The organism is Streptomyces sp. NPDC127084 (genome assembly GCF_042724175.1).
Classification (GTDB): domain Bacteria; phylum Actinomycetota; class Actinomycetes; order Streptomycetales; family Streptomycetaceae; genus Streptomyces.
This window is the reverse complement of the sequence record NZ_JBHXFA010000033.1, coordinates 1-19570: the sequence shown is the minus strand read 5'-3', so window position 1 is coordinate 19570 and position 19570 is coordinate 1. Positions and strand designations below refer to the sequence as shown.

Sequence of the window (19570 nt, the reverse complement as noted above, 5' to 3'; positions counted from 1 at the left end):
AGTGGGGGCGCCCCCCGGGACCCCCATGCCCGCCCCTCTACCACACCTTAGACCACCCCCCCGGTGCCCCGCGGCAACACCGGCGGCCCACCGGGCCAGACATGCCAGGTCGCGCCCCGCACGGTACGGACGATCACCGTGCCCAGATACAGCCCGGCGTCATTGCCCACCCAGGGCAGCGCCTCGGGGTCGTCCCGCCAGCGCGGGGGAAGCTGGTCGAGCGCCTCCAAGGAGCGCGGGGTGTCATCCAGTTCGAGCCCCTGCTGTCCCGCCCGGACACGCAGCAGCTCGCACTCGGCGAGCAGCGCGGCCACGCCATCCGGGTCGCCCCCGATGGCGGACGCCGGCGTTTGTCCGCCCCGCTCGACACTATGCTTTTTACGCCAGTTGTCCAAGAAAGGGGTTTTCATACGGATCAGCCTTGCACTCCCATGGACGGCGCACCACAGGGCGCGCGGGACGCTGACCTCAGAGATCGAGGTCGACGACGACAGGGGCGTGGTCCGACGCCCCCTTGCCCTTGCGCTCCTCACGGTCGACGTAGCTGTCCTTGACGGCCTTGGCGAACGGCTCGTTGCCGTACACCAGGTCGATGCGCATACCCCTGTTCTTGGGGAAGCACAGCTGACGGTAGTCCCAGTAGGTGTACGGATGGGTGTACTTGAGCGGACGCGGCACCACATCGGACAGTCCGATCTCCCGCAGTCCCGCGAGGGCCGCCCGCTCCGGCTCGGTCACATGGGTCATGCCCTCGAAGAAGGACGGGTCCCACACGTCGTCGTCGGTGGGCGCGATGTTGTAGTCACCCAGCACCGCGAACGGACGGCCGCCCGCGGCGTCCTCGGCGACTGCCTGCTTCAGCGCCTCCAACCAGGCCAGCTTGTAGACGTAGTGCTCATGGGCGACCTCCCGGCCGTTGGGCACGTACACGGACCAGACGCGGACCGGCCCGCAGATGGCGCTCACCGCGCGCGGCTCCTGCGCCCCGCCGTACGAGGGGCCGCCGGGCAGCCCCATGACGACGCCGTCGAGCCCGACCCGGGAGAGCAGCGCCACACCGTTCCACCGGCCGTCGGCGTTCACCGCGGACTCGTAGCCGAGCTCCTTCAGCGCGTCGGCGGGGAACTGCTCGGCGGTGCACTTGGTCTCCTGGATGCACAGCACATCGGTGCCGCTGCTCTCCAGCCAGGCGAGCAGCCGCGGCAACCGGGCCGTGATCGAATTGACGTTGAACGTGGCGATGCGCATGTCTGCAAGCGTAACCGCGGGGTGTGACAGCCGAGTGGTTCGCCGGACACAGGGCGGTACCGCCCGTGCCGATCAGATCTCCGTCGAGTCCCCCGACGCGAGCCTGCTGTGCTCGGCGCCCCCGAGGTTGCCGATGTGGGTGTCGTAGACCGGACGTGCCAGCTCGGTCAGCAGCGCGTCATGGACGTCGATGGCCTGGCGCGGCCTTACCTCGCGCACATAGTCGATCACCTCGGACACCTTGCTCCACGGCGCCATCACCGGGAGCATCAACGTGTCCACAGACTGTTCGGGCACCGTCAGGGCGTCCCCCGGGTGGAAGACCGAACCATCCACCAGGTATCCGACATTGGTGACCCGCGGCAGGTCGGGGTGGATGACCGCGTGCAGCTCGCCGTACACCTGGATGTCGAAGCCCGCGGCGGAGAACGCGTCGCCGTTGCCCACCGTGTGCACCCTGCCGGGGAAGGCGGCGGAAAGCTGCTCGGCGACACTGCGCAGGGTCCAGATCCGGGCGGCCGGGTTGGCGTCCAGCGCGGCACGCAGCCGTGCCTCGTCGAAGTGGTCGGGGTGCTCATGCGTGATGAGCACGGCGTCGGCGCCCATGGCCGCGTCTGCCTCGCTGAAGGCACCGGGGTCGATGACGAGCGTCCGCCCGCCCTTCTCCAGCCGGATGCATGCGTGCGACTTCTTCGTGAGCTTCACCGGGGGTGACCTCTCCTTGGCGGCTGTTTCGCGGCGGTGCGGCGCATCCTATGTGTGCGGGGTCGTCTCCTCACGGATCACCCCCTGAGCCACGCGGAAGGCCGCGTTGGCGGCGGGCACGCCGCAGTAGACCGCCGCCTGGACCAGGACTTCGCGGATCTCCACAGGGGTGAGCCCGTTGCGGAGTGCGGCGCGGACATGGACGACCAGGTCCTCCAGATGGCCGCCCGCGACCAGTGCGGTGAGGGTGACGGCGCTCCGGGTGCGCCGGTCCAGGCCGCCGCGGGTCCAGACCTCGCCCCAGGCGTAGCGGGTGACCAGCTCCTGGAAGTCGGCGGTGAAGTCGTCCGCGGTCTCCAGTACACGGTCCACATGGGCGTCCCCCAGCACCTCCCTGCGGACCTTGAGCCCTGCCTCGTACGGGTCGGGGCGGGTGCCCCGGCCGATCCCCGGCTGCTCGGCGAAGGCGGCGGACGCGACAGGGGCACCGGCGAACTCCGCGGACGCGTTGCCCCGTGCGGAGAGCCCGGGTAGCGCGGGCGGCGCGGGTATCGCGGCCAAGGTGTCCTGCCAGGCCAGGGAGAAATGGCGGGTCAGGAGATCGGTTACGGCCGTCGGCTGCTCCACGGGCGCGAGGTGGGAGGCCCCGGGTACCAGAGCGAGCCGGGCGTCCGGGATGCCCGCGACGAGCGTACGGGCCTCGGCCGGGCCGGTGAGCTGGTCATCGGAGCCGACCAGGACAAGCGTGGGTACCCCGATACGCCCCAGATCCTGGCGTACGTCGAAGGCCGCGAGCGCCTCGCACGCCGCGATGTAGCAACCCGGGTCGGTGGTACGCACCATCTGGACGGCCCACTCCACGATCGCGGGCTGCGCGGCGGCGAACGCGGGAGTGAACCAGCCGTCGGGCGCGCTGCGGGCCATAGGTTCCAGCCCATTGGTGCGGACGATCACCCCGCGCCTGCGGAAGTCGTCGGCCGTTCCGAACCGGGGCGAGGCCGCGATCACCGCGAGTGTGGCCACCCGGTGCGGCAGCCGCAGCGCGAGGTCGATACCGACAGCGGCGCCGATGGAGCAGCCGGCGTACCCGAAGCGCTGTACGCCGAGCAGGTCGAGCACGGCGATCAGGCGGTCCGCGAGCTCCGTCACCGAGTCGGCGGGGAGGGCCGGGGCGCCGCCGTGGCCGGGGAGATCGAAGCGGATGACCCGCCATCGTTCGGACAGCTCCGGTATCTGGCGGTCCCACATGTGCCATGTGGTACCCAGTGAGGGGCCCAGGACCAGGACGGGAGCGTCTTCTGGCCCGTCAGAGCGGTATTGCAGGGTGTTCGGTGGTGTCTCGCTCACCCGTCAGACCCTCTCACGTATCACGAAGTCTCACACGGCCGGGTGAACCCGCCTGGCTGCCCCTTCCCGTTGCAGCTACCGCTCCACAGCCAGCAGCCGGTCTCTGCGTCCACCTTGATCTTGCTACTGAACTTGATCGGTGATGTCGGAGCCGTTCGCCTGACAGCGGTCGACCCACTCCGGTAGCCCTGGACCGCTAGACACTTCGAGGACGGGCTGGTAGGTCCGGGTATGGCGGGGTCCTGGTCTGCCAGTGCTCGGACTTGGCTGAGACGCGGGGCGTCGTCGCATGCGCCGTTTCAACGGCCTCCGGTGCGGGACGCGTCGTCGCCGTGGTCTCCGGCCGGCAATCTCGACCGGCTATGCGGCGAGTATCGCCAGCGTTTGCTCGGGTGCGGTGATGATCGAGAAGTGGCCTTGGCCGGGATGGACGTGAAGGCGTGCACCGGGTATCGCCGCAGCGAAGCGGCGGGCGTGCTGGAGCGGGACGGTGGTGTCGGCGTCCCCCTGGTGGATCGACGTGGGCACCGTGATCGACTCGAGGTCGAAACCCCAGGGTCGGGTCAGCACACGCAGATCCTGCCCGACTCCCCAGCTGCCGCGCTGGAACGCTCGCAGGTAGTTGGTGAGGAAGGCCGCGCGCGCGGCGGACTGGGCGAGGGCACGCCGGTCGCTGGCAGGCATCTCGCTGGTCGCCAGGCGAATGAACAGCCCTGGTGCCCGGCGCGCCAGAGTGGCCAGACGGCCCAGGAACCAGCCACCGAAGGCCGGAACGTGCCGGGCGATCTGCAAGGACGTTCGCTGCCCGGCCGCCATCCCGCGGGTGGGCCAGGCAGGCGGGCCAAGGGGTGCGATGAGCACCAGGCTGCGGACGCGGTCAGCCAGCTCGGACGCGCATGCTGCCGCGAACGCTCCGCCGCCCGAGACGCCGAGCAGCGCCACCGAGCCGACGCCCAACGCGTCCAGGACCACGGTGGCTTCCGCGGCCCAGTCCACGACCCGCGGCAGGCGACGGGGCTCGGTGCCGCCGATGCCGGGGCGGTCCGGGGCGATGAGGCGCAGTCCGAGCGCGTGAGCCGCGCCCGCGAAGTCGTACGCGGCCAGCCGGGAGTCGGCCAACCCGTGGCAGAACAGCACAGCAGGCGCGTCCGGGTCCCCCACCACCTCGACCGCGATCACCCCGCCGTCGGCTCGACGCAGCTCCACTCTCATACCGTACGTCTCCCGAGACCTTGGTCTGTGAGCTGCCTGAGCGGCTTTCCAGAGATTCTGCCGGTAGCCGGCTGGTATCCAGGGGCTGGTCCGGGGGCCGGCGGGTCAGGAGCCGGAGCCTCGGGCGTTCTCCCTCTGATCAGGGGGGAGGGCACAGACGCCAGCTGGCGGTAGCTGTACGAGAAGAGGGCCGACAAGTCCTGGGCGCGCTGTCGGGCCTGGGCCGGGAGTTACGGTTCCTCAGCCCGGCGGTCTCCCCGGGAGCGCGAACGGGGGGCTCGCCCCGTCCTTCACAGTCCTGGTCACCGCTCGCTGCTGAACACCGCGTGCACCGAGCCGCAGCGGCTTCCTCGACAGCGGCGGCGACATGCTGTTCATCGACCCCGAGGCCGAGAAACAATTCGGCCGACGGCCCTTCACGGAACTGACCGCCTCCTTCACCGCACCCCCGGCGAAACCCTTGAGCGTCCAGACACGTGCTCTCCGGCGTGTGGCTCGGCCCTGCTATGCGTAGGCGACGACCTGGCCGGACGTTACCTGCGGAGGGTTGGGCAGGAGCGACGCAAGGTTGTCCCGTACGAACACCGCAGCCTTCTTGATCGATTCCTCGGCTCCCGTCTCACTCTCGAAGACGCTGGTCGAGACCATGACTCCGTCCCCTGCGTCGATCCAGTAGTAGGCCCGGAGTCCCGGGATCTGCCTCATGAGCGGCACGAACCCCTCATTCACCAGACGTCCTGCCTCGGCTGGGTCCGTCACCCCTTCGTACCGTCTGACGGCTGCGTACACGGCTGATCTCCTCACGAATCCACGGCATCGGCTGCGCAGACGCGTACCCCTGCCATCCATGCTCCGCTCGCGACTCGACCGGCAATCACCGGAAGGAGCCGGCCCATGGTCCGAATGGCAGCCGCTTGAGGCCGCGCTGTGGGCACGACCAGACCCGGGACCGCACGAGGCGGCAACGTTCGCTGCCGCGTGACAGGTGTCCCGGCATACCGGGAGCCTGTCCCGGTTCCCGTGCGGTGCGGTCACGGGGGTGGAACCCGGGACCGCACCGTTTTCGCAGGGCGTCAGCGCACGACCGGCCGGATGAGTCCGCCTGGGATGACGATGGGGCGATCGATCGCCTTGAACCGGTACTCCATGCTCACGTCGTCGATCAGGAAAGGCATACGGTTCGCCGCCTCCTCGATCGCCATGAAGCTGATGTTCAACTTCTGCGGGGCCGAGCTGTAGAAGGCATCGGGAAGCGTGACCGTCACCTTCTCGTACGACCCGTTGGTTCCCCCCTTGTTCATACGGTCGTGCAGCTCATAGGGAGTGCCATCCTCCCCCGTGGCCTCCACGATCAGCTGACGGAAGCCGAAGCTGCTCGCGGATCCGGGTCGGGCGACGTCGCTGCGCAGCCAGAAGGACAGCACCGGAACCCGGTACGCCGGGATCGTCACCTGCTGTGATACGCGGCTGATGCCGGTCAGGCCCTGACCGCCCAGCTCCGCCTTCCCGGTGCCCGAGTGGGCCGGCCATGCGGAGGAGTTGTTGATGACGTGGCCCGCGAAGGGTGTCACCTTCTCGTGCCAAGCCGCGTTGCCGCCCTCGAAGCCGGCGTTCAAGATCTCGGACGTGCCGGCACTGGCGTTCGGGGCGGCCACGAGCACGCTCGTGGCGGCGATGGCAGTGGCGGCAGCGAGAACGCTCGCTCTCCGCGCTTTCTTTCTCATGCGTCTCCTGATTGTTTCCCGTTTCCGACCGGGGTCGCGCCGCAACAGCCGGGCGGCCCCGTGATTCCTTGATGACATGTCATGAAGGGGTGATGCGGCGGGACTCGCGCCCGTGTAGACGGAGGTCAGCCGCCTCTACTGCGGCGCACAATGTAGCGCCTCGGTACGACAATCCAGCTGGAGCTGCCTGCCGGAGCGCTGGGACGGGCGGAGTTTCCTCAGCGCTGCCCTGGTGCTCTGGTCGATGGTGCTCGCCCAGGTCCGACGGCCGAGGCTCGGGACAACGCCGCACGTCATCTGGAGCCCGGCGGCCGATTCGTCATCGAGCTGGGCGTGCCGCCGCTGCGGTTCCTGCCGCTCGGTCAGGTCGCGGTGCCGTTCGATGTCTCGGCGCAAGCCGACCTGAGGTCGGCCACCCGGATGGCCCGCGACGAATACGCCATACCGGCGATGATCATGTCGGGCCTGCGACGGGGGCGGGCTGCGGGCAGCCGGGCACTACCTCCGAACCCGGTCCTTCAGGACCGGGTCAAGTCGACGCAGGCGTGGTGTGGAACTCAGACCAGACTGCCTTGCCCTCGGGAGCGTGGTTCTCGTATCCCCATGCACTGGCCAGGGCATCCACGATCTGCATTCCTCGGCCGCCGGTGTCTCCGTGCGCTGCCTGGCGCACTCGCGGGGCCGTAAGCGGGTCGCTGTCTTCGATCTCAATGCGGATGCGGGCGTCGCTGGCGTCCATACGAACCCGGAAGGCACTCGGGCTGCCGGGACGTGTGCCGTGATTGACGGCGTTGGAGGCGAGCTCTGATACGCAGAGTTGCACGTCGTCGGCCTGGGCGGTCATGTGCCACGCCTTCAAGGTCCGCTCGGCGAAGCTCCGGACTTCCGCGATGGACGCAGGGTCGGCGGTGAAGGAGCGCTCTGCGTGTTCGTGCTTGGACATTTGAGGTCACATCCGGTCGCAGCCGTGGAGCTGGGGATGGCCGCGGGGGGAGGCTTTGTGGTTGGTCTGACAGGGAGCCCTGGAGAGGGCGTTTCATCCGGAGGAAGGCCTTTGTCGTGTGGCTGCCGACGTCTCCCGTCGGAGTCGTCCTTGCCTTTCGACCTCCTCTGATCCGACATAAGGACGATAACCACCTGAATTGGGATGTAATCGACATATGGCAGACTCTTTGCATTACGAATGCAAGAAGTTTCCGTGATCTAGGTTGCCGCCGGGGTGCAGCGCCCCCGCAATAGTGCGACTGGGGCACACAAGGCTCGTTTGCGCAGGTCAACCAGCACACAGCGACCCGTGGAGTCCAGGAGCGGCCCAGGGTCGCCGCGCCGGGTCGCCGTCAGCCCCGGAGGGCTCCGCGCCCTCGACAGGGGCGTGCCGGAGTACGGCAATAGCCCTCACGGCCCATCCAAGGCCGGGGAACCCGACAGCCCGCGACCCTCTCGGCGCGGCACTTCCGGCACCGCCGGCATCTACGGGGACCTGAAGGCGGACACCGCCCAACTGCCCCCGCGCCCGGCCCGGGCCGCCCAAACATAGCCACTTAGGTTAGGCTAAGCTAAATCTCGATCGAGGAGGCGGGCGCGGCTCGCCATCAGGGGAGGGTGCACCATGGGCCTGCCGGCCATCGGCTCCTATCTCATGCCTGACCGCTCCGCCCTCCCCCGGTCCCGCGCCTCATGGTCGATCGACCCCGATCGCGCAGCCCTGCTGATCCATGACATGCAGAACCACTTCGTGGGGCCGTTCCCGGCGGGGCGGTCCCCGGTGGTGGAACTCGTCGACAACATAGCGGCACTGCGCGAACTCGCCGGGACGCTCGGCATGCCGGTCGTCTTCAGCGCGGAGCCGGCCGCCCAACAGCCGGGCCAGCGCGGCCTGGTCGCTGATGTGTGGGGGCCCGGCATCGGCGACGATCCTGCTGCGGCCGAGATCATCGAGCCCCTCGCCCCCCGCCCGGGCGAGCACCTGCTCGCCAATGTGCGGCACAACGCCTTCCTCCGCAGCCACCTCGGAAGACTGCTGCGCTCGGAAGGTCGCGACCAGCTGATCGTCTGCGGGCTGTACGCCCACCTCGGCATCCTCCTGACTGCCGCCGATGCCTTCATGAACGACATCCAGCCCTTCGTCGTCGCCGACGCCGTGGCCGACTTCACGGCCGAAGAGCACGCCATGGCCCTGCGGTGGGCGGCGCGCAGCGGCGTGGTGTGCACGACCGAGGCCCTGCTGCGCGACCTGCTGCTCGGCAGGGTCCCACGGACCTTCGCACGTATCGAGAGAAACGGAAGATCATGACCGTACGGGTCGCCGTGGCCGGTGCCAGCGGCTACGCAGGCGGGGAGATCCTGCGCCTGCTGGCGTCGCACCCCAGTGTGGAGATCGGAGCGGTGACGGCGCACACCAGCGCGGGCCGACCGCTGTCGTCCGTACAGCCGCATCTTGCCGCCCTCACCGACCGGGAGCTCGTGGAGACCTCCGCGGCTTCTCTGAAGGGCCACGACGTGGTCTTCCTGGCCCTGCCGCACGGCCAGTCCGGCGCACTCGCACAGGAGTTGGAGCCCGGCGCCCTGATCGTCGACTGCGGCGCGGACTTCCGGCTGCGCGACACGAGCGCCTGGGAGCGGTTCTACGGCTCGGCCCATGCCGGGACCTGGCCCTACGGCCTGCCGGAACTGCCCGGCGCCCGAGACGAGTTGAGGGGTGCCACGCGGATCGCCGTACCGGGTTGCTACCCGACCGCGGTCACCCTCGCCCTGTTCCCCGCCTATGCTGCCGGACTGGTCGAGCCCGAGGCGGTGATCGTCGCGGCCAGTGGGACCTCGGGCGCCGGCAAGGCGCTCAAGCCGCGTCTCCTCGGCGCCGAAGTGATGGGCTCCATGAGCCCGTACGGGGTCGGCGGTGCGCATCGGCACACGCCCGAGCTGACGCAGAACCTCTCGCGGGTGGCGGGCGAGCACGTGACGGTCTCCTTCACACCGACTCTGGCGCCCATGCCCCGGGGCATTCTGGCGACCTGTTCGGCCCGCCTCCGCCCGGCCGCGGGGACGTCCACGACCACGTCGGAGGACGAGGTGCGCGCCGTGTTCGAGGCCGCGTACGCCGACGAGCCGTTCCTGCGGCTGCTGCCGCCCGGCCAGTGGCCCTCCACGGCCGCCGTCCTCGGTTCGAACACCGTCCATGTGCAGATCGCCGTGGACCCTGACGCCCGCAGGCTGATCTGCGTGAGCGCGATCGACAACCTGACGAAGGGCACCGCGGGTGGCGCGGTGCAGAGCATGAACATCGCCCTCGGCCTGCCCGAACGGCTGGGCCTGCCCACGAATGGAGTGGCTCCGTGAGTGTGACCGCCGCCCTCGGGTTCCTCGCCAGCGGAGTGGCCGCCGGCATCAAGGAGTCCGGTGACCCGGACCTCGCCCTGGTCGTGAACCGGGGGCCGTCGCGCGCCGCCGCCGGTGTCTTCACCTCGAACCGCGTGCAGGCCGCACCCGTGCGCTGGTCCCGCCGTGCCCTCGCGGACGGCCGGCTCTCCGCCGTAGTCCTCAACTCCGGTGGCGCCAACGCCTGCACGGGACCCGGCGGCAACGACGACGCACAGGTGATGGCGGAACGCACGGGGCGGGCCGCGGACGTGGCCGCGGACGAGGTCGCGGTGTGCTCCACCGGCCTGATCGGTGTCCGACTGCCGATGGACCGGGTGACGGCCGGCATCGCCACCGCCGCGGACCGGCTGTCATCCGATGGGGGCGAGGACGCGGCCGTCGCGATCAAGACGACGGACTCGGTCCACAAGACGGCGGTGGCCGCCGGAACGGGATGGACGGTGGGGGGCATGGCGAAGGGCGCGGGCATGCTCGCCCCGGGGCTCGCCACCATGCTGGTCGTCCTGACGACGGACGCCGACGTGAGCGCCCCCCTGCTTGACTCGACACTGGGCGAGGCGGTGCGCACCACCTTCGACCGGGTGGACTCGGACGGCTGCATGTCCACCAACGACACCGTGCTGCTGCTCGCATCGGGCGCATCGGGCGTCACACCCGGGCCCGCGGAGCTCACCGCGGCCGTGCACGCCGTGTGTCAGGACCTGGCGCGCCAGTTGGTGGCGGATGCCGAGGGCGCGTCCAAGGAGATCGAGGTGACGGTCGTCGGCGCGGCATCGGAGGCGGACGCCGTCGAGGTGGGCCGCTCCGTGGCCCGGAACAACCTCCTCAAGTGCGCGTTGCACGGCGAAGACCCGAACTGGGGCCGGGTGCTGTCCGCGATCGGCACGACGTCGGCCGTCTTCGACCCGGACCGCCTGGATGTGGCGATCAACGGTGTCTGGGTGTGCCGGGACGGCGCCGAGGGCGAGGCGCGGGAGAAGGTCGACCTGTCGGATCGCCGCATCACCGTCACCGTGGACCTGCGCGCCGGTGACTCCTCCGCCGTCATCTGGACCAACGACCTGACGGCCGAGTACGTCCACGAGAACAGCGCGTACAGCTCATGAGCGGAGTGGGGATGACGGAGACGGAGACTCCGCTCGCCGTGGCGGCCGCTGCGGACCTGCCCTGGCGGGAGGAGCTCCAGGGCCGGACGGTCGTCGTCAAGTTCGGCGGCAACGCCATGGTGGACCCGTCCCTGCACCGGACGTTCGCCCAGGACGTGGTGGAACTCTGGCAGGCGGGCCTGCGGCCTGTCGTCGTGCACGGCGGTGGGCCCCAGATCAGCGCACTGCTCGACCGGCTCGGTCTGGAGGTGCGCTTCGAGGCGGGGATGCGGGTGACGACGCCCGAGACCATGGACGTCGTGCGTATGGTGCTCACCGGCCGGGTACAGCGCGAACTGGTCGGGGCCATCAACGCCCACGGGCCATTCGCCGTGGGCCTGTCGGGCGAGGACGCGCACACGATGACCGCCGTGCGACGCTCGGCCTGGGTGGACGGCCGGCCCGTGGACATCGGTCTGGTCGGCGACATCGTGGCCGTGGAAGCCGCCACGATACGCGCACTGCTGGAGCAGGGCCGCATCCCGGTGGTCTCACCCGTCGCGCGCGGCGCGGACGGCCAGGTCTACAACGTCAACGCCGATCTCGCGGCGTCGGCGCTGGCGGTGGCCCTCGGGGCGGACCGGCTGGTGGTCATGACCGACGTCGAGGGACTGTACGCGGACTGGCCGCACAGCACCGAGGTGATCGACCGCCTGACCGCCGGTGAGCTGGACGCACTGCTGCCCGAGCTCGCGAGCGGCATGCTCCCCAAGATGGAGGGATGCCTACGGGCCGTACGGGCGGGCGTCGCCAGGGCTCAGGTCATCGACGGCCGGGTTCCGCACGCGCTCCTGCGCGGCGTCTTCACCGAGGACGGTCACGGCACGACGGTGGTACCGGACAAGGAACCCGGGCCCGAGGGGCTCGGCAGCAGGGAGGACGGCGCGTGACCGCCGACAGCATGGCACCGCTCGCCGACCGTTGGCGCGCGGTGATGATGGACACCTACGGCACGCCCCCGCTGGCGCTCGTCAGGGGCCAGGGCAGCACGGTGTGGGACGAGGACGGCCGCGCGTACACGGACTTCACCGGCGGGATCGCCGTCAACGCTCTCGGGCACGCCCATCCGGCCCTGGTCTCAGCCGTGCGGGAGCAGGCCGCCAGGCTCGGCCATGTGTCGAACCTGTTCGTCTCGGAGCCGCCCATCGCTCTGGCGGAACGGCTGCTGGCCCTGCTGGGCAGGCCGGGCCGGGTGTTCTTCGCGAACTCGGGCGCCGAGGCGGTCGAAGCGGCCTTCAAGATCGCCCGCCGGACCGGGCGTCCGCACCTGGTCGCGACCGAGGGCGGGTTCCACGGGCGCACCATGGGGGCCCTGGCCCTCACCGGCCAGCCTGCCAAGCAGGCTCCCTTCAGGCCGCTTCCCGCGCAGGTGACGCACGTCCCCTTCGGCGACGCGGCGGCGCTCCGCGCGGCCGTCACGGAGCGGACCGCGGCGGTCGTCCTCGAACCGGTCCAGGGCGAGGCCGGAGTCATCCCGGCACCCGGGGGTTACCTGCGGGCCGCCCGCGAGATCACCAGGGCCACGGGCAGTCTGCTCGTCCTGGACGAGGTGCAGACCGGGATCGGGCGCACCGGCCACTGGTTCGCGCACCAGGCGGAACAGGGCGTGGAGCCGGACGTGATCACGCTCGCCAAGGGCCTGGGCGGCGGACTGCCGATCGGCGCCACGGTCGCCTTCGGCGCGGCCGCCGACCTGCTGACACCCGGTCAGCACGGCTCCACCTTCGGCGGCAACCCGGTCGCGTGCGCTGCCGGACTCGCCGTCCTCGAGACCATCGAGAAGGAGGGGCTGCTCGCCCACGCCGCCCGGATGGGCGCGCGGCTGAGGCACGGCGTCGAGGCGCTGCGGCACCCCCTGGTCCAGGAGGTGCGTGGCGCGGGACTGCTCCTGGGCGTCGCCCTCACCGAGCCGGTCGCCGCGCGGATCCAGCGGGCGGCGCAGGACGCCGGGTTCCTGGTGAACGCGGCGGGGCCGGGCGTCGTACGGCTGGCTCCCGCCCTGACGGTGCCTGAGGAGCAGGTCGATGCCCTGGTGGCGGCCATGTCCGCGATCCTCGACGCCTCGTACGGCGACGGCGGCACAGCCCGCACTAGAGCATAATGTCCGTTGTGCCAGGAGAGTATGCGATCACCGGTAGCCGGGCGTCCGATATCGCGGCCAGCGTCGAACAGGGCGTCTCGTCCGGTGAGCTGCCCCCGGGATCCGTGCTCCCGCCCATGCGGGAGCTGGCCTCGCGACTGGGCGTGAACCCCAATACGGTGGCCGCCGCGTACCGGATCCTGCGCGAGCGCGGGCTCATCGAGACCGACGGCCGTCGCGGCAGCCGGGTGCGGGCCCGGCCCGCCACCCTTGCCCGCGAGGCGATCCGTACCGAACTCCCGCCCGGCGTCCGGGACATCGCCACCGGGAACCCGGATCCGACGCTGCTGCCGCCGCTCACCGACGCTCTCGCGGCCGCCGCCCGCCGGTACACGCACCGGCCGAGGCTGTACGGCGACGACGCCGTGGTGCCGGAGCTGGAGCGCGCGGCCCGGGCCGGCTTCGACGCGGACGGGGTCCCGGCCGGGCCCATCGTCCTGACCTCCGGCGCGCTCGACGCCGTCGAGCGGGTCCTGTCCGCGCACCTGCGGCCCGGCGACGCGGTGGCCGTCGAGGATCCGGGGTGGGGCAGCCTGCTCGATCTGGTGCCCGCGATGGGCTTGAAGGTGCTGCCGGTGGCCCTCGACGACGACGGGCCGCTCCCGTACAGCGTGGCCACGGCCCTCGACAAGGGGGCCCGCGCCCTGATCGTGACCGACCGGGCCCAGAACCCCACCGGCGCGACCGTCAGCGCGGACCGCGCCGCAGAGCTGCGTGCCCTGCTGGAACGCCATCCGAACGTGCTGGTGATCGAAGACGACCACGGGCACGCCATCGTGGAGCAGCCGCTGCACACGCTCGCGGGCGCCACCCGCACCTGGGCGCTCGTACGGTCGACCGCGAAGGCGTACGGGCCCGATCTGCGGCTGGCGTTCCTCACCGCCGACCGGGTGACCGCGGACAGGGTCCAGGGCCGGTACCAGCTCGGCCCGGGGTGGGTGAGCGGGCTCCTCCAGTACGCGGTCGTGGACCTGTGGGAGCAGGGCACCCTCGACACCGCCGCCGTGGCACGTTCGTACCGCGTGCGCCGGGAGGCCCTGATCGCGGCCCTGGAGCGGCGCGGGGTCGCGGCGCGCGGGCGCAGCGGGCTGAACGTGTGGGTGCCGGTTGCCGACGAAACCGGGACGGTGGCCAGGCTCCAGGCAGCGGGGTGGGCGGTAGCCCCCGGGGCCCGGTTCCGCGTGGAGTCTCCGCCCGGGGTGCGCCTGGCCGTCTCGCAACTGGCGGCCGGGGACGTGGAGGAACTGGCCGCGGCGGTGGCGGAGGCGGTCCGGCCGGGCCGTGCGGTGCGCTACGGCTGACCCGGGGGAAGCCGTACGGCTCACCAGCCCTACGGGGTACCGCCGTTGGGCTCGCCTCGTCGTACGGCTCGGGGCAGATCCCTCACGGAGCCCGCCCCTTCGCCGTCTACAGGGTGCGGGCCAGGACGCGCGCATTGCGGCCGGGGTCCAGGGACTGCGACCAGGCGGCCGGAGCCAGACTTGGGCAGACCGGGACGAAGCCGTGGCGGAGGAAGAGCCGACCGCTTCCGGTGGTGGCGGTGAACAGTTTCGGCAGCGAAAGGCTCCGCGCCCTGGCGAAGGCCGCGTGCAGCAGGCGGCCGCCCATGCCCGACCCCTGCCGGTGGGCGGCGACGCAGAAGTTGTACAGCACACCGGCGGTGGGGTGTTCGCTCAGCCCGAGGCAGCCTTCGAGGGTTCCGTCGGGGGTCTGGGCGACGAGGAAGTCGGACGCCCTCGACAGGTAGAGGGACAGGGAGCGTTCACGGAGCGCGCCGGTGTGGACGAACTGCCAGGAGAGGGCGGCGAGCGCGGCGCCGTCCCCCTCGTGCGCCGGCCGTACCGAGAACTCGGAGGCGCGGTGCCAACGAGCGGCGGGGGCTCGGGGCGGCAGCACGGCGAGGGGGGCGGGGGGCAGCGTGGCCGTGGTCAAGGCGTTCCTTCCTCGGGTCGCACCGTTCGCGGGCGCGGAGATCTGCCGGACGGAGTCCGCAGGAGGCGGCTTGCGGCGGCCTCGGCGGAACGATCGAAGTAAGGCTAGCCTTACCTAGGCAAATGAGCCAAGCCGGCTTGCGCCGACCGCCGCGCAACCAGGTTGGGCCGGCACATCGGTGACGATCCGTCCGGGAGGGGCCTCGGGGCGGGTGCCGCTCCCCGGGTACGGCCGTGGGGGGCCAACAGAACAGCCAGTAACGCCAACGGCCTAGGGGGAATTCCGGCTGGACTGGTAGGCCTTGCCTCCACTGCTCGCCCGGCGGCAGGGGTGCCCTGACCAGGGCGGGGGGCGGCCCACCGAGTACATCTGGGGGCCTTGCCGAGGATTCGCGAGGAGATCAGCGGGTTCGGTGGGAACGGGAGCGGGCCAGCCAGCCGAGGGTGATGGCGATCAGGCCCAGGAGCATGGCGAAGTAGGCGCCGCCGAGCCCGTTACCGGTGCCGAGACCGCCATCGGCGGTGGCCGCGACCGTCCCGCCGACGACCAGGGCAACCGGACCCGTCGCGAGAGCCGTGACCGCTCCGTTCCGCCGGGCCCAGGTGATGGCGCGTCCCCGCGTGCTGGTGCGGGCCAGGGCCAGGCCGCCTCCCACCGAGCCGAGGAGGCCGACCAGCGCAGACAGAGAGGCTCCGACCCGGCCGACGCTCACGGTGTGGACGCTTGCGGCGACCGGCTGGACCGAGGGGTCCGCGGCGGCCGGTTCGGCGAACGCGAGACCGCCGATCACCCGGTACGAGAAACTCGTCGTCCGCTACGAAGCGACCGTGCCGGTCGCGGCCATCAACGAGTGGCTGTGACCAGCACTTTCGCAAGTAGTGCCGCGTCAGGCAAGGTTTGCCCGTCAAGTAGCGGCGTCCGGTGCATGGGGTCTCTCCAGGCCCGCAAGGGCCGAGGGGGTGGGGCCGGGAAACTTCACCCGGACCTCACGGACACCTGATCGGCTGAGTGCCGGATCGCCTGGATGCCGGGCAGCCCCGTCTTCCGAGGCCTTCAGTGTGCCCGCCCATCGCCGTCGGTTTCCCGTTCGATGATCCTGGTGATGATCCCGGCCACTCCGGCGCGGACGGAGTCGAGCTCGTCCGGGCCGAACCCGCCGGCCGCCATCCACTGGCCCTCGAGAAACGCCCATCCCGAGGTGAACGCCATCAAGGCAACGATGAGCAGCCGCAGGTCGTCACCTGTGTGTTCCGGTCCGCTGAACTGTTTGCGGTGCATCTCGAACCCCGGCGACATGCTGATCTCGGCCCGCGGATCGGCCGGGTCCATCAGGACGTCCATCAGCGCGACGAGGCTGGCCCTGTGGTCGGCCATGTGGCGCATCCCGCGTACGAATCCCTCAGCGGGGTCGTCCGTCTCGGCGACCACGGCGGCATACCGTTCGACGGTCCGGCGAACGACCTCCTCGATCAGGCGGTCCTTGCCGGCGAAGTGTCGGTGGACAAGCGAATGCTGCAGGCCCGCGTGCTCGGCGATGTCGCGGATGGAAACCTCGGAGGGCAACCGGCGCGCGAAGAGCTCCTCGGCCGCGACCAGGATCTGCTCGCGCACCTCGTGCTTCTTCCGGTACGGCGCCCTGTCGCCCATGAGACCCCTTGCCTGATTGTGTGCGCGTGGATACAATTTTTGTGACCGAACGTCCACACCATTCTACGGTCTTCCGTCATCGTCCACTGACCGAGGGGAGGATGAAGGGGCCTGTAGGAAACCAGCGGATCGCCAGGCCGCCTGTCGGGGTCAGGCCGCTGGCAGCACCACCCGCCACTTCGGCTTCCGCCGCATCGCCCGGTGCCTCCCCGCGCCGGGCCCCTCCTCTCTCAGCCCTCCGCGACCCGCAGAACCCCGCGACAGGAAGAGTCCCCATCATGGCCACGCGAACTCCGGGCCGGAATTTTCTGGTACACGGCCTCTCTTGTTCCTACTTCACCCGTAAGATCACCGGCTGCCTCGACTACAAGAGTCTTCCCTGGCGGCTCAAGCCCAGTATCGGGCTCAACACAGAGGCCCGTGCCCTCGGATGGAACGGCGGCATCCCGACGGCGACCACGCCGGAAGGGGAGATCATCTGGGATTCCACCTCGATCATCCTTCATCTGGACACCCGTTACCCCGAGCCCGCCGTAACGCCGCAGGACAGGCTGCTCGCGTTCCTCTCCCATCTGCTCGACGACTTCTCCGACGAGTGGTTCTACCGGCATGCCGTTGGTACACGCTGGCTGTACGAGGAGAACACCGTCTCCGGCAGTTGGGACATCGTCAGGGAAGGGAGCCGGGAAATCGTCGCGCCCGTCGCCGACATGCGCGCTTTCGTGACGCAGGCGATGACGGCCTGCCTGCCCAGGCTGGGCGTCACCCCCCAGAACATCGGGGCATGGGTCGATGAGTCCTTCCTGCCATGGCAGCGGGTCTTCGCCGCACACCTCGAAAACCACGGGTACCTGCTGGGCGGCCGTCCGGCGCTTTGCGATTTCGCATTCTTCGGAGGCAATGCCGGACATTTCACCAACGACCCCTACTGTCGCCGTCTCACCGAGGAGGCCGGCGAGGCTGTGGTGGGGCACACGCACCGCCTGATGGCACCCGAGGACCAGGAATTCGGCGACTGGTTCGCACCCGACGCCCTGCCGGATACGCTGAGCGACGTCCTTGCCGAAGCAGGTCGTCACTATCTGCCCTGGGTAGCGGAAGCAACCGTAAAGGGCACTGCGACGGTCATGTTCGACAACGGATCCCAAGCCGACATCCCGACGACGAACTTCCTCAACGAAGCCCGTGGCATCATGCTGGCCCGCTATCTCGAAGCCCGCACTCCCGAACTCGACGCGGTGCTCGAACGGGCGGGGATCCTGCGCTATTACGCCGACCACATCGATCAGGCGACCAGCGTGCCGGATCCGGTCTCGCTGCCGCGGCCGACGGACAACAGGCCCTATCCGGCGGGAGAATGATTGACGATCACTATGCGTCGAGGTAGACGGATCACAGCAGAACCCCAGTCGGGGCGAGATGAATAATTTGCATGCATGCCGCCGGCGCGTTGCCCCATCCTGTTGCCCCGCTGCCGCACACCGGAGCCGAGGCGGCGGCGGGATTACGCGGGTGTCGCCGCTTGTCGCCATCCGGAAGAAGGGATTCATGGGCACCTGTCGGTTCCCATTCATCGGACCTGTGACCGCTGTGCGAGGTGTCCAGACCACCGCCGAACGAACCCGCCGAGATGAAAAGCCTCTGACATGCGACTGCTAGTGATCATGGATCCTGTCCAGACGGTGATCGAAGAGAAAGACACATCACTCGCCTTGATGGCCGCGGCCCAGGAGCGAAACCACCGAGTTTATCACTGCGTCGCCGGGGATGTCTGGCTTGACGGCGGGGGCTCGGTGCGGGCGACCGTCAGACCCGCGACCATTACGCCAGGCGGTCACCCGCCCATCACCCTGGGGCCGCCCACCGATGTCGGACTGGGGGAAATGGACGTGGTTCTCGTGCGAACCGACCCCCCCTTCGACAGCGAGTATCTCACGCTGACGCTGCTCTTGGAGCAGGCGCGTGGCTCGACATTCATCGTCAACGATCCCCGAGGGCTTCGAGAAGCCAACGAGAAGCTTTATGCCTGCCGGTTCCCCGAGCTCATGCCTCCTTCGATCGTGACGTCCGCTGTGGACCGGATCACCGATTTCATCGACGAACACGACGGGGCGGTGCTCAAGCCCATCGACGGACACGGCGGGAACGGCGTGCGTGTTCTCGTCCCCGGCGACCTCAACATCCACGGCCTCATCGAGGACATGACCGCATGGGGACGGCGGCCGGTGATGGTACAGCGGTATCTGCGGGAGGTCGCCAAAGGCGACAAACGCATCCTGCTACTCAACGGGGAATTTCTCGGTGCTGTACTCCGCATCCCGGCTGCCGGCGATTTCCGGGCCAACATCGCCGTCGGCGGGACGGCCCAACCAGCCAGACTCGACAGTGGGGATCGCCGCATCATCCACGAGATCGGACCCGCGCTACGCGAAGACGGTCTGTTCTTCGTGGGCATCGACGTCATCGCCGGACATCTCACCGAAGTCAACGTGACCAGCCCTACCGGTATTCGCCAGCTCGCCCGACTCACGGGTGCGAACCCGGCCCACGTGGTCGTCGGCTGGCTGGAGAGACAAGGGGCGTCATCGGCCCTGGATCCCGAGGCAAGTTTCACTTGCCCCTGAATCCACTACCCCGAAACGGCGAGTGTCACCACATGAGCGATTTCTTGCCATGCCTGATTTCCGGCGCCACTTACACGGCAGCTGTAGATGGCCGTTGGAGTGCTTTCTGATCATGGTGCGGTGTCGGCGTATGTGGGGTCTTCGAATTTGAGCGGTGCATCTCGTCAGGGGCGCTGACTGTTCGTCGCGGTGTGTGATGCGCATGGCGGGACTGGCTCCCGGACGCGGGACGCTCGTGGTCCTGGTTGATCGTTTCTGTTCTCTACGCAGAAGGATCACAGGGAGCGCCTTCACCGGCGCGCTGCCGAGCCTGCGGCGCAGGTCACGTAACGCCTTCGCGCTCGGGCGGACGACGGGTGCTCCTGCGAGGCCAGCGGTCAGCGCCCGCAAGGGCCGAGGGGGTGGGGCCTCCCCAGGCCCGCAAGGGCCGAGGGGGTGGGGCCTCCCCAGGCCCGCAAGGGCCGAGGG

General features: G+C 69.9%; 19 protein-coding genes and 2 pseudogenes. 10 read left to right on the top strand and 11 right to left on the bottom strand.

What is annotated here, in order from left to right; all coding sequences use genetic code 11:
• Window positions 1–80: 80 nt before the first annotated feature.
• From ACFWI9_RS10795 to ACFWI9_RS10765, 7 genes and pseudogenes are all read right to left on the bottom strand, one after another.
• A pseudogene (locus tag ACFWI9_RS10795) lies at window positions 81–410 on the bottom strand (DUF6278 family protein); the annotation flags it as partial.
• 58 nt (window positions 411–468) lie between these two features.
• The gene (locus ACFWI9_RS10790; RefSeq protein WP_387160659.1) at window positions 469–1248 is read right to left on the bottom strand and encodes an exodeoxyribonuclease III; all 780 of its coding nucleotides are present in this window, start codon (window positions 1246–1248) and stop codon (window positions 469–471) included.
• A 72-nt stretch (window positions 1249–1320) separates the two neighbouring features.
• Window positions 1321–1953 (bottom strand): MBL fold metallo-hydrolase, encoded by a 633-nt coding sequence (locus ACFWI9_RS10785; protein ID WP_387160657.1) that lies wholly within the window; start codon window positions 1951–1953, stop codon window positions 1321–1323.
• A 48-nt stretch (window positions 1954–2001) separates the two neighbouring features.
• Window positions 2002–3300 (bottom strand): 4-carboxymuconolactone decarboxylase, encoded by a 1299-nt coding sequence (gene pcaC / locus ACFWI9_RS10780; protein ID WP_387160656.1) that lies wholly within the window; start codon window positions 3298–3300, stop codon window positions 2002–2004.
• A 360-nt stretch (window positions 3301–3660) separates the two neighbouring features.
• Window positions 3661–4506, bottom strand: coding sequence for an alpha/beta fold hydrolase (locus tag ACFWI9_RS10775; protein ID WP_387160655.1), 846 nt, complete (start codon window positions 4504–4506; stop codon window positions 3661–3663).
• 510 nt (window positions 4507–5016) lie between these two features.
• Window positions 5017–5217: a hypothetical protein gene (locus ACFWI9_RS10770; RefSeq protein WP_387160713.1), complete on the bottom strand. Its 201-nt coding sequence runs from the start codon at window positions 5215–5217 to the stop codon at window positions 5017–5019.
• A gap of 368 nt (window positions 5218–5585) precedes the next feature.
• Window positions 5586–6236: a hypothetical protein gene (locus ACFWI9_RS10765; protein ID WP_387160653.1), complete on the bottom strand. Its 651-nt coding sequence runs from the start codon at window positions 6234–6236 to the stop codon at window positions 5586–5588.
• 282 nt (window positions 6237–6518) lie between these two features.
• Here ACFWI9_RS10765 and ACFWI9_RS10760 point away from each other — a divergent pair.
• A pseudogene (locus tag ACFWI9_RS10760) lies at window positions 6519–6626 on the top strand (SAM-dependent methyltransferase); the annotation flags it as partial.
• Window positions 6627–6765: 139 nt separating this feature from the next.
• On the opposite strand, the gene ACFWI9_RS10755 reads toward ACFWI9_RS10760, so the two are convergent.
• Window positions 6766–7179: an ATP-binding protein gene (locus ACFWI9_RS10755; protein WP_387160651.1), complete on the bottom strand. Its 414-nt coding sequence runs from the start codon at window positions 7177–7179 to the stop codon at window positions 6766–6768.
• 666 nt (window positions 7180–7845) lie between these two features.
• On the opposite strand from ACFWI9_RS10755, the gene ACFWI9_RS10750 reads away from it, so the two are divergent.
• Genes ACFWI9_RS10750 through ACFWI9_RS10725 form a run of 6 tightly spaced genes read left to right on the top strand, consistent with a single transcriptional unit; the run spans window position 7846 to window position 14200 of the window.
• On the top strand, window positions 7846–8529 hold the full coding sequence (locus ACFWI9_RS10750; RefSeq protein WP_387160650.1) for an isochorismatase family protein: 684 nt from the start codon (window positions 7846–7848) through the stop codon (window positions 8527–8529).
• Complete coding sequence (argC, locus tag ACFWI9_RS10745) at window positions 8526–9572, top strand: N-acetyl-gamma-glutamyl-phosphate reductase (protein ID WP_387160649.1); 1047 nt, start codon at window positions 8526–8528, stop codon at window positions 9570–9572. The genes ACFWI9_RS10750 and argC overlap by 4 nt, the downstream gene beginning before the upstream one ends.
• A complete protein-coding gene (gene argJ, locus ACFWI9_RS10740; RefSeq protein ID WP_387160647.1) occupies window positions 9569–10720 on the top strand; it encodes a bifunctional glutamate N-acetyltransferase/amino-acid acetyltransferase ArgJ in 1152 nt (383 codons plus the stop codon). The genes argC and argJ overlap by 4 nt, the downstream gene beginning before the upstream one ends.
• Window positions 10721–10731: 11 nt before the next feature.
• Complete coding sequence (gene argB / locus ACFWI9_RS10735) at window positions 10732–11649, top strand: acetylglutamate kinase (protein WP_387160645.1); 918 nt, start codon at window positions 10732–10734, stop codon at window positions 11647–11649.
• Window positions 11650–11660: 11 nt separating this feature from the next.
• On the top strand, window positions 11661–12860 hold the full coding sequence (locus tag ACFWI9_RS10730) for an acetylornithine transaminase (RefSeq protein WP_387160711.1): 1200 nt from the start codon (window positions 11661–11663) through the stop codon (window positions 12858–12860).
• Window positions 12860–14200 (top strand): aminotransferase class I/II-fold pyridoxal phosphate-dependent enzyme, encoded by a 1341-nt coding sequence (locus ACFWI9_RS10725; protein WP_387160644.1) that lies wholly within the window; start codon window positions 12860–12862, stop codon window positions 14198–14200. Before ACFWI9_RS10730 ends, ACFWI9_RS10725 begins: the two co-directional genes overlap by 1 nt.
• A 106-nt stretch (window positions 14201–14306) precedes the next feature.
• On the opposite strand, the gene ACFWI9_RS10720 is transcribed toward ACFWI9_RS10725, so the two are convergent.
• Both ACFWI9_RS10720 and ACFWI9_RS10715 read right to left on the bottom strand, forming a co-directional pair.
• A complete protein-coding gene (locus tag ACFWI9_RS10720; protein ID WP_387160642.1) occupies window positions 14307–14831 on the bottom strand; it encodes a GNAT family N-acetyltransferase in 525 nt (174 codons plus the stop codon).
• Window positions 14832–15231: 400 nt separating this feature from the next.
• Window positions 15232–15543: a DUF6223 family protein gene (locus ACFWI9_RS10715; protein WP_387160640.1), complete on the bottom strand. Its 312-nt coding sequence runs from the start codon at window positions 15541–15543 to the stop codon at window positions 15232–15234.
• A gap of 1 nt (window position 15544) precedes the next feature.
• On the opposite strand from ACFWI9_RS10715, the gene ACFWI9_RS10710 reads away from it, so the two are divergent.
• Window positions 15545–15691 (top strand): hypothetical protein, encoded by a 147-nt coding sequence (locus ACFWI9_RS10710; RefSeq protein WP_387160639.1) that lies wholly within the window; start codon window positions 15545–15547, stop codon window positions 15689–15691.
• A gap of 193 nt (window positions 15692–15884) precedes the next feature.
• On the opposite strand, the gene ACFWI9_RS10705 is transcribed toward ACFWI9_RS10710, so the two are convergent.
• Window positions 15885–16478, bottom strand: a complete 594-nt coding sequence (locus ACFWI9_RS10705; protein WP_387160637.1) for a TetR/AcrR family transcriptional regulator — start codon at window positions 16476–16478, stop codon at window positions 15885–15887.
• A 278-nt stretch (window positions 16479–16756) separates the two neighbouring features.
• Here ACFWI9_RS10705 and ACFWI9_RS10700 point away from each other — a divergent pair, with 278 nt between their 5' ends.
• Window positions 16757–17839: a glutathione S-transferase N-terminal domain-containing protein gene (locus ACFWI9_RS10700; RefSeq protein WP_387160635.1), complete on the top strand. Its 1083-nt coding sequence runs from the start codon at window positions 16757–16759 to the stop codon at window positions 17837–17839.
• A 285-nt stretch (window positions 17840–18124) separates the two neighbouring features.
• A complete protein-coding gene (gene gshB / locus ACFWI9_RS10695) occupies window positions 18125–19102 on the top strand; it encodes a glutathione synthase (protein ID WP_387160633.1) in 978 nt (325 codons plus the stop codon).
• The last annotated feature ends 468 nt before the right edge of the window (window positions 19103–19570 follow it).

Excerpts from the sequence above, each read along its gene's own strand:
- ACFWI9_RS10765 (WP_387160653.1), bottom strand. The coding sequence starts at position 6,236 with ATGAGAAAGAAAGCGCGGAGAGCGAGCGTTCTCGCTGCCGCCACTGCC.
- ACFWI9_RS10700 (WP_387160635.1), top strand. The coding sequence starts at position 16,757 with ATGGCCACGCGAACTCCGGGCCGGAATTTTCTGGTACACGGCCTCTCT.
- argB (WP_387160645.1), top strand. The coding sequence starts at position 10,732 with ATGACGGAGACGGAGACTCCGCTCGCCGTGGCGGCCGCTGCGGACCTG.
- ACFWI9_RS10730 (WP_387160711.1), top strand. The coding sequence starts at position 11,661 with ATGGCACCGCTCGCCGACCGTTGGCGCGCGGTGATGATGGACACCTAC.
- ACFWI9_RS10725 (WP_387160644.1), top strand. The coding sequence starts at position 12,860 with ATGTCCGTTGTGCCAGGAGAGTATGCGATCACCGGTAGCCGGGCGTCC.
- ACFWI9_RS10750 (WP_387160650.1), top strand. The coding sequence starts at position 7,846 with ATGGGCCTGCCGGCCATCGGCTCCTATCTCATGCCTGACCGCTCCGCC.
- ACFWI9_RS10705 (WP_387160637.1), bottom strand. The coding sequence starts at position 16,478 with ATGGGCGACAGGGCGCCGTACCGGAAGAAGCACGAGGTGCGCGAGCAG.
- gshB (WP_387160633.1), top strand. The coding sequence starts at position 18,125 with ATGCGACTGCTAGTGATCATGGATCCTGTCCAGACGGTGATCGAAGAG.
- ACFWI9_RS10755 (WP_387160651.1), bottom strand. The coding sequence starts at position 7,179 with ATGTCCAAGCACGAACACGCAGAGCGCTCCTTCACCGCCGACCCTGCG.
- ACFWI9_RS10790 (WP_387160659.1), bottom strand. The coding sequence starts at position 1,248 with ATGCGCATCGCCACGTTCAACGTCAATTCGATCACGGCCCGGTTGCCG.
- ACFWI9_RS10770 (WP_387160713.1), bottom strand. The coding sequence starts at position 5,217 with ATGAGGCAGATCCCGGGACTCCGGGCCTACTACTGGATCGACGCAGGG.
- argC (WP_387160649.1), top strand. The coding sequence starts at position 8,526 with ATGACCGTACGGGTCGCCGTGGCCGGTGCCAGCGGCTACGCAGGCGGG.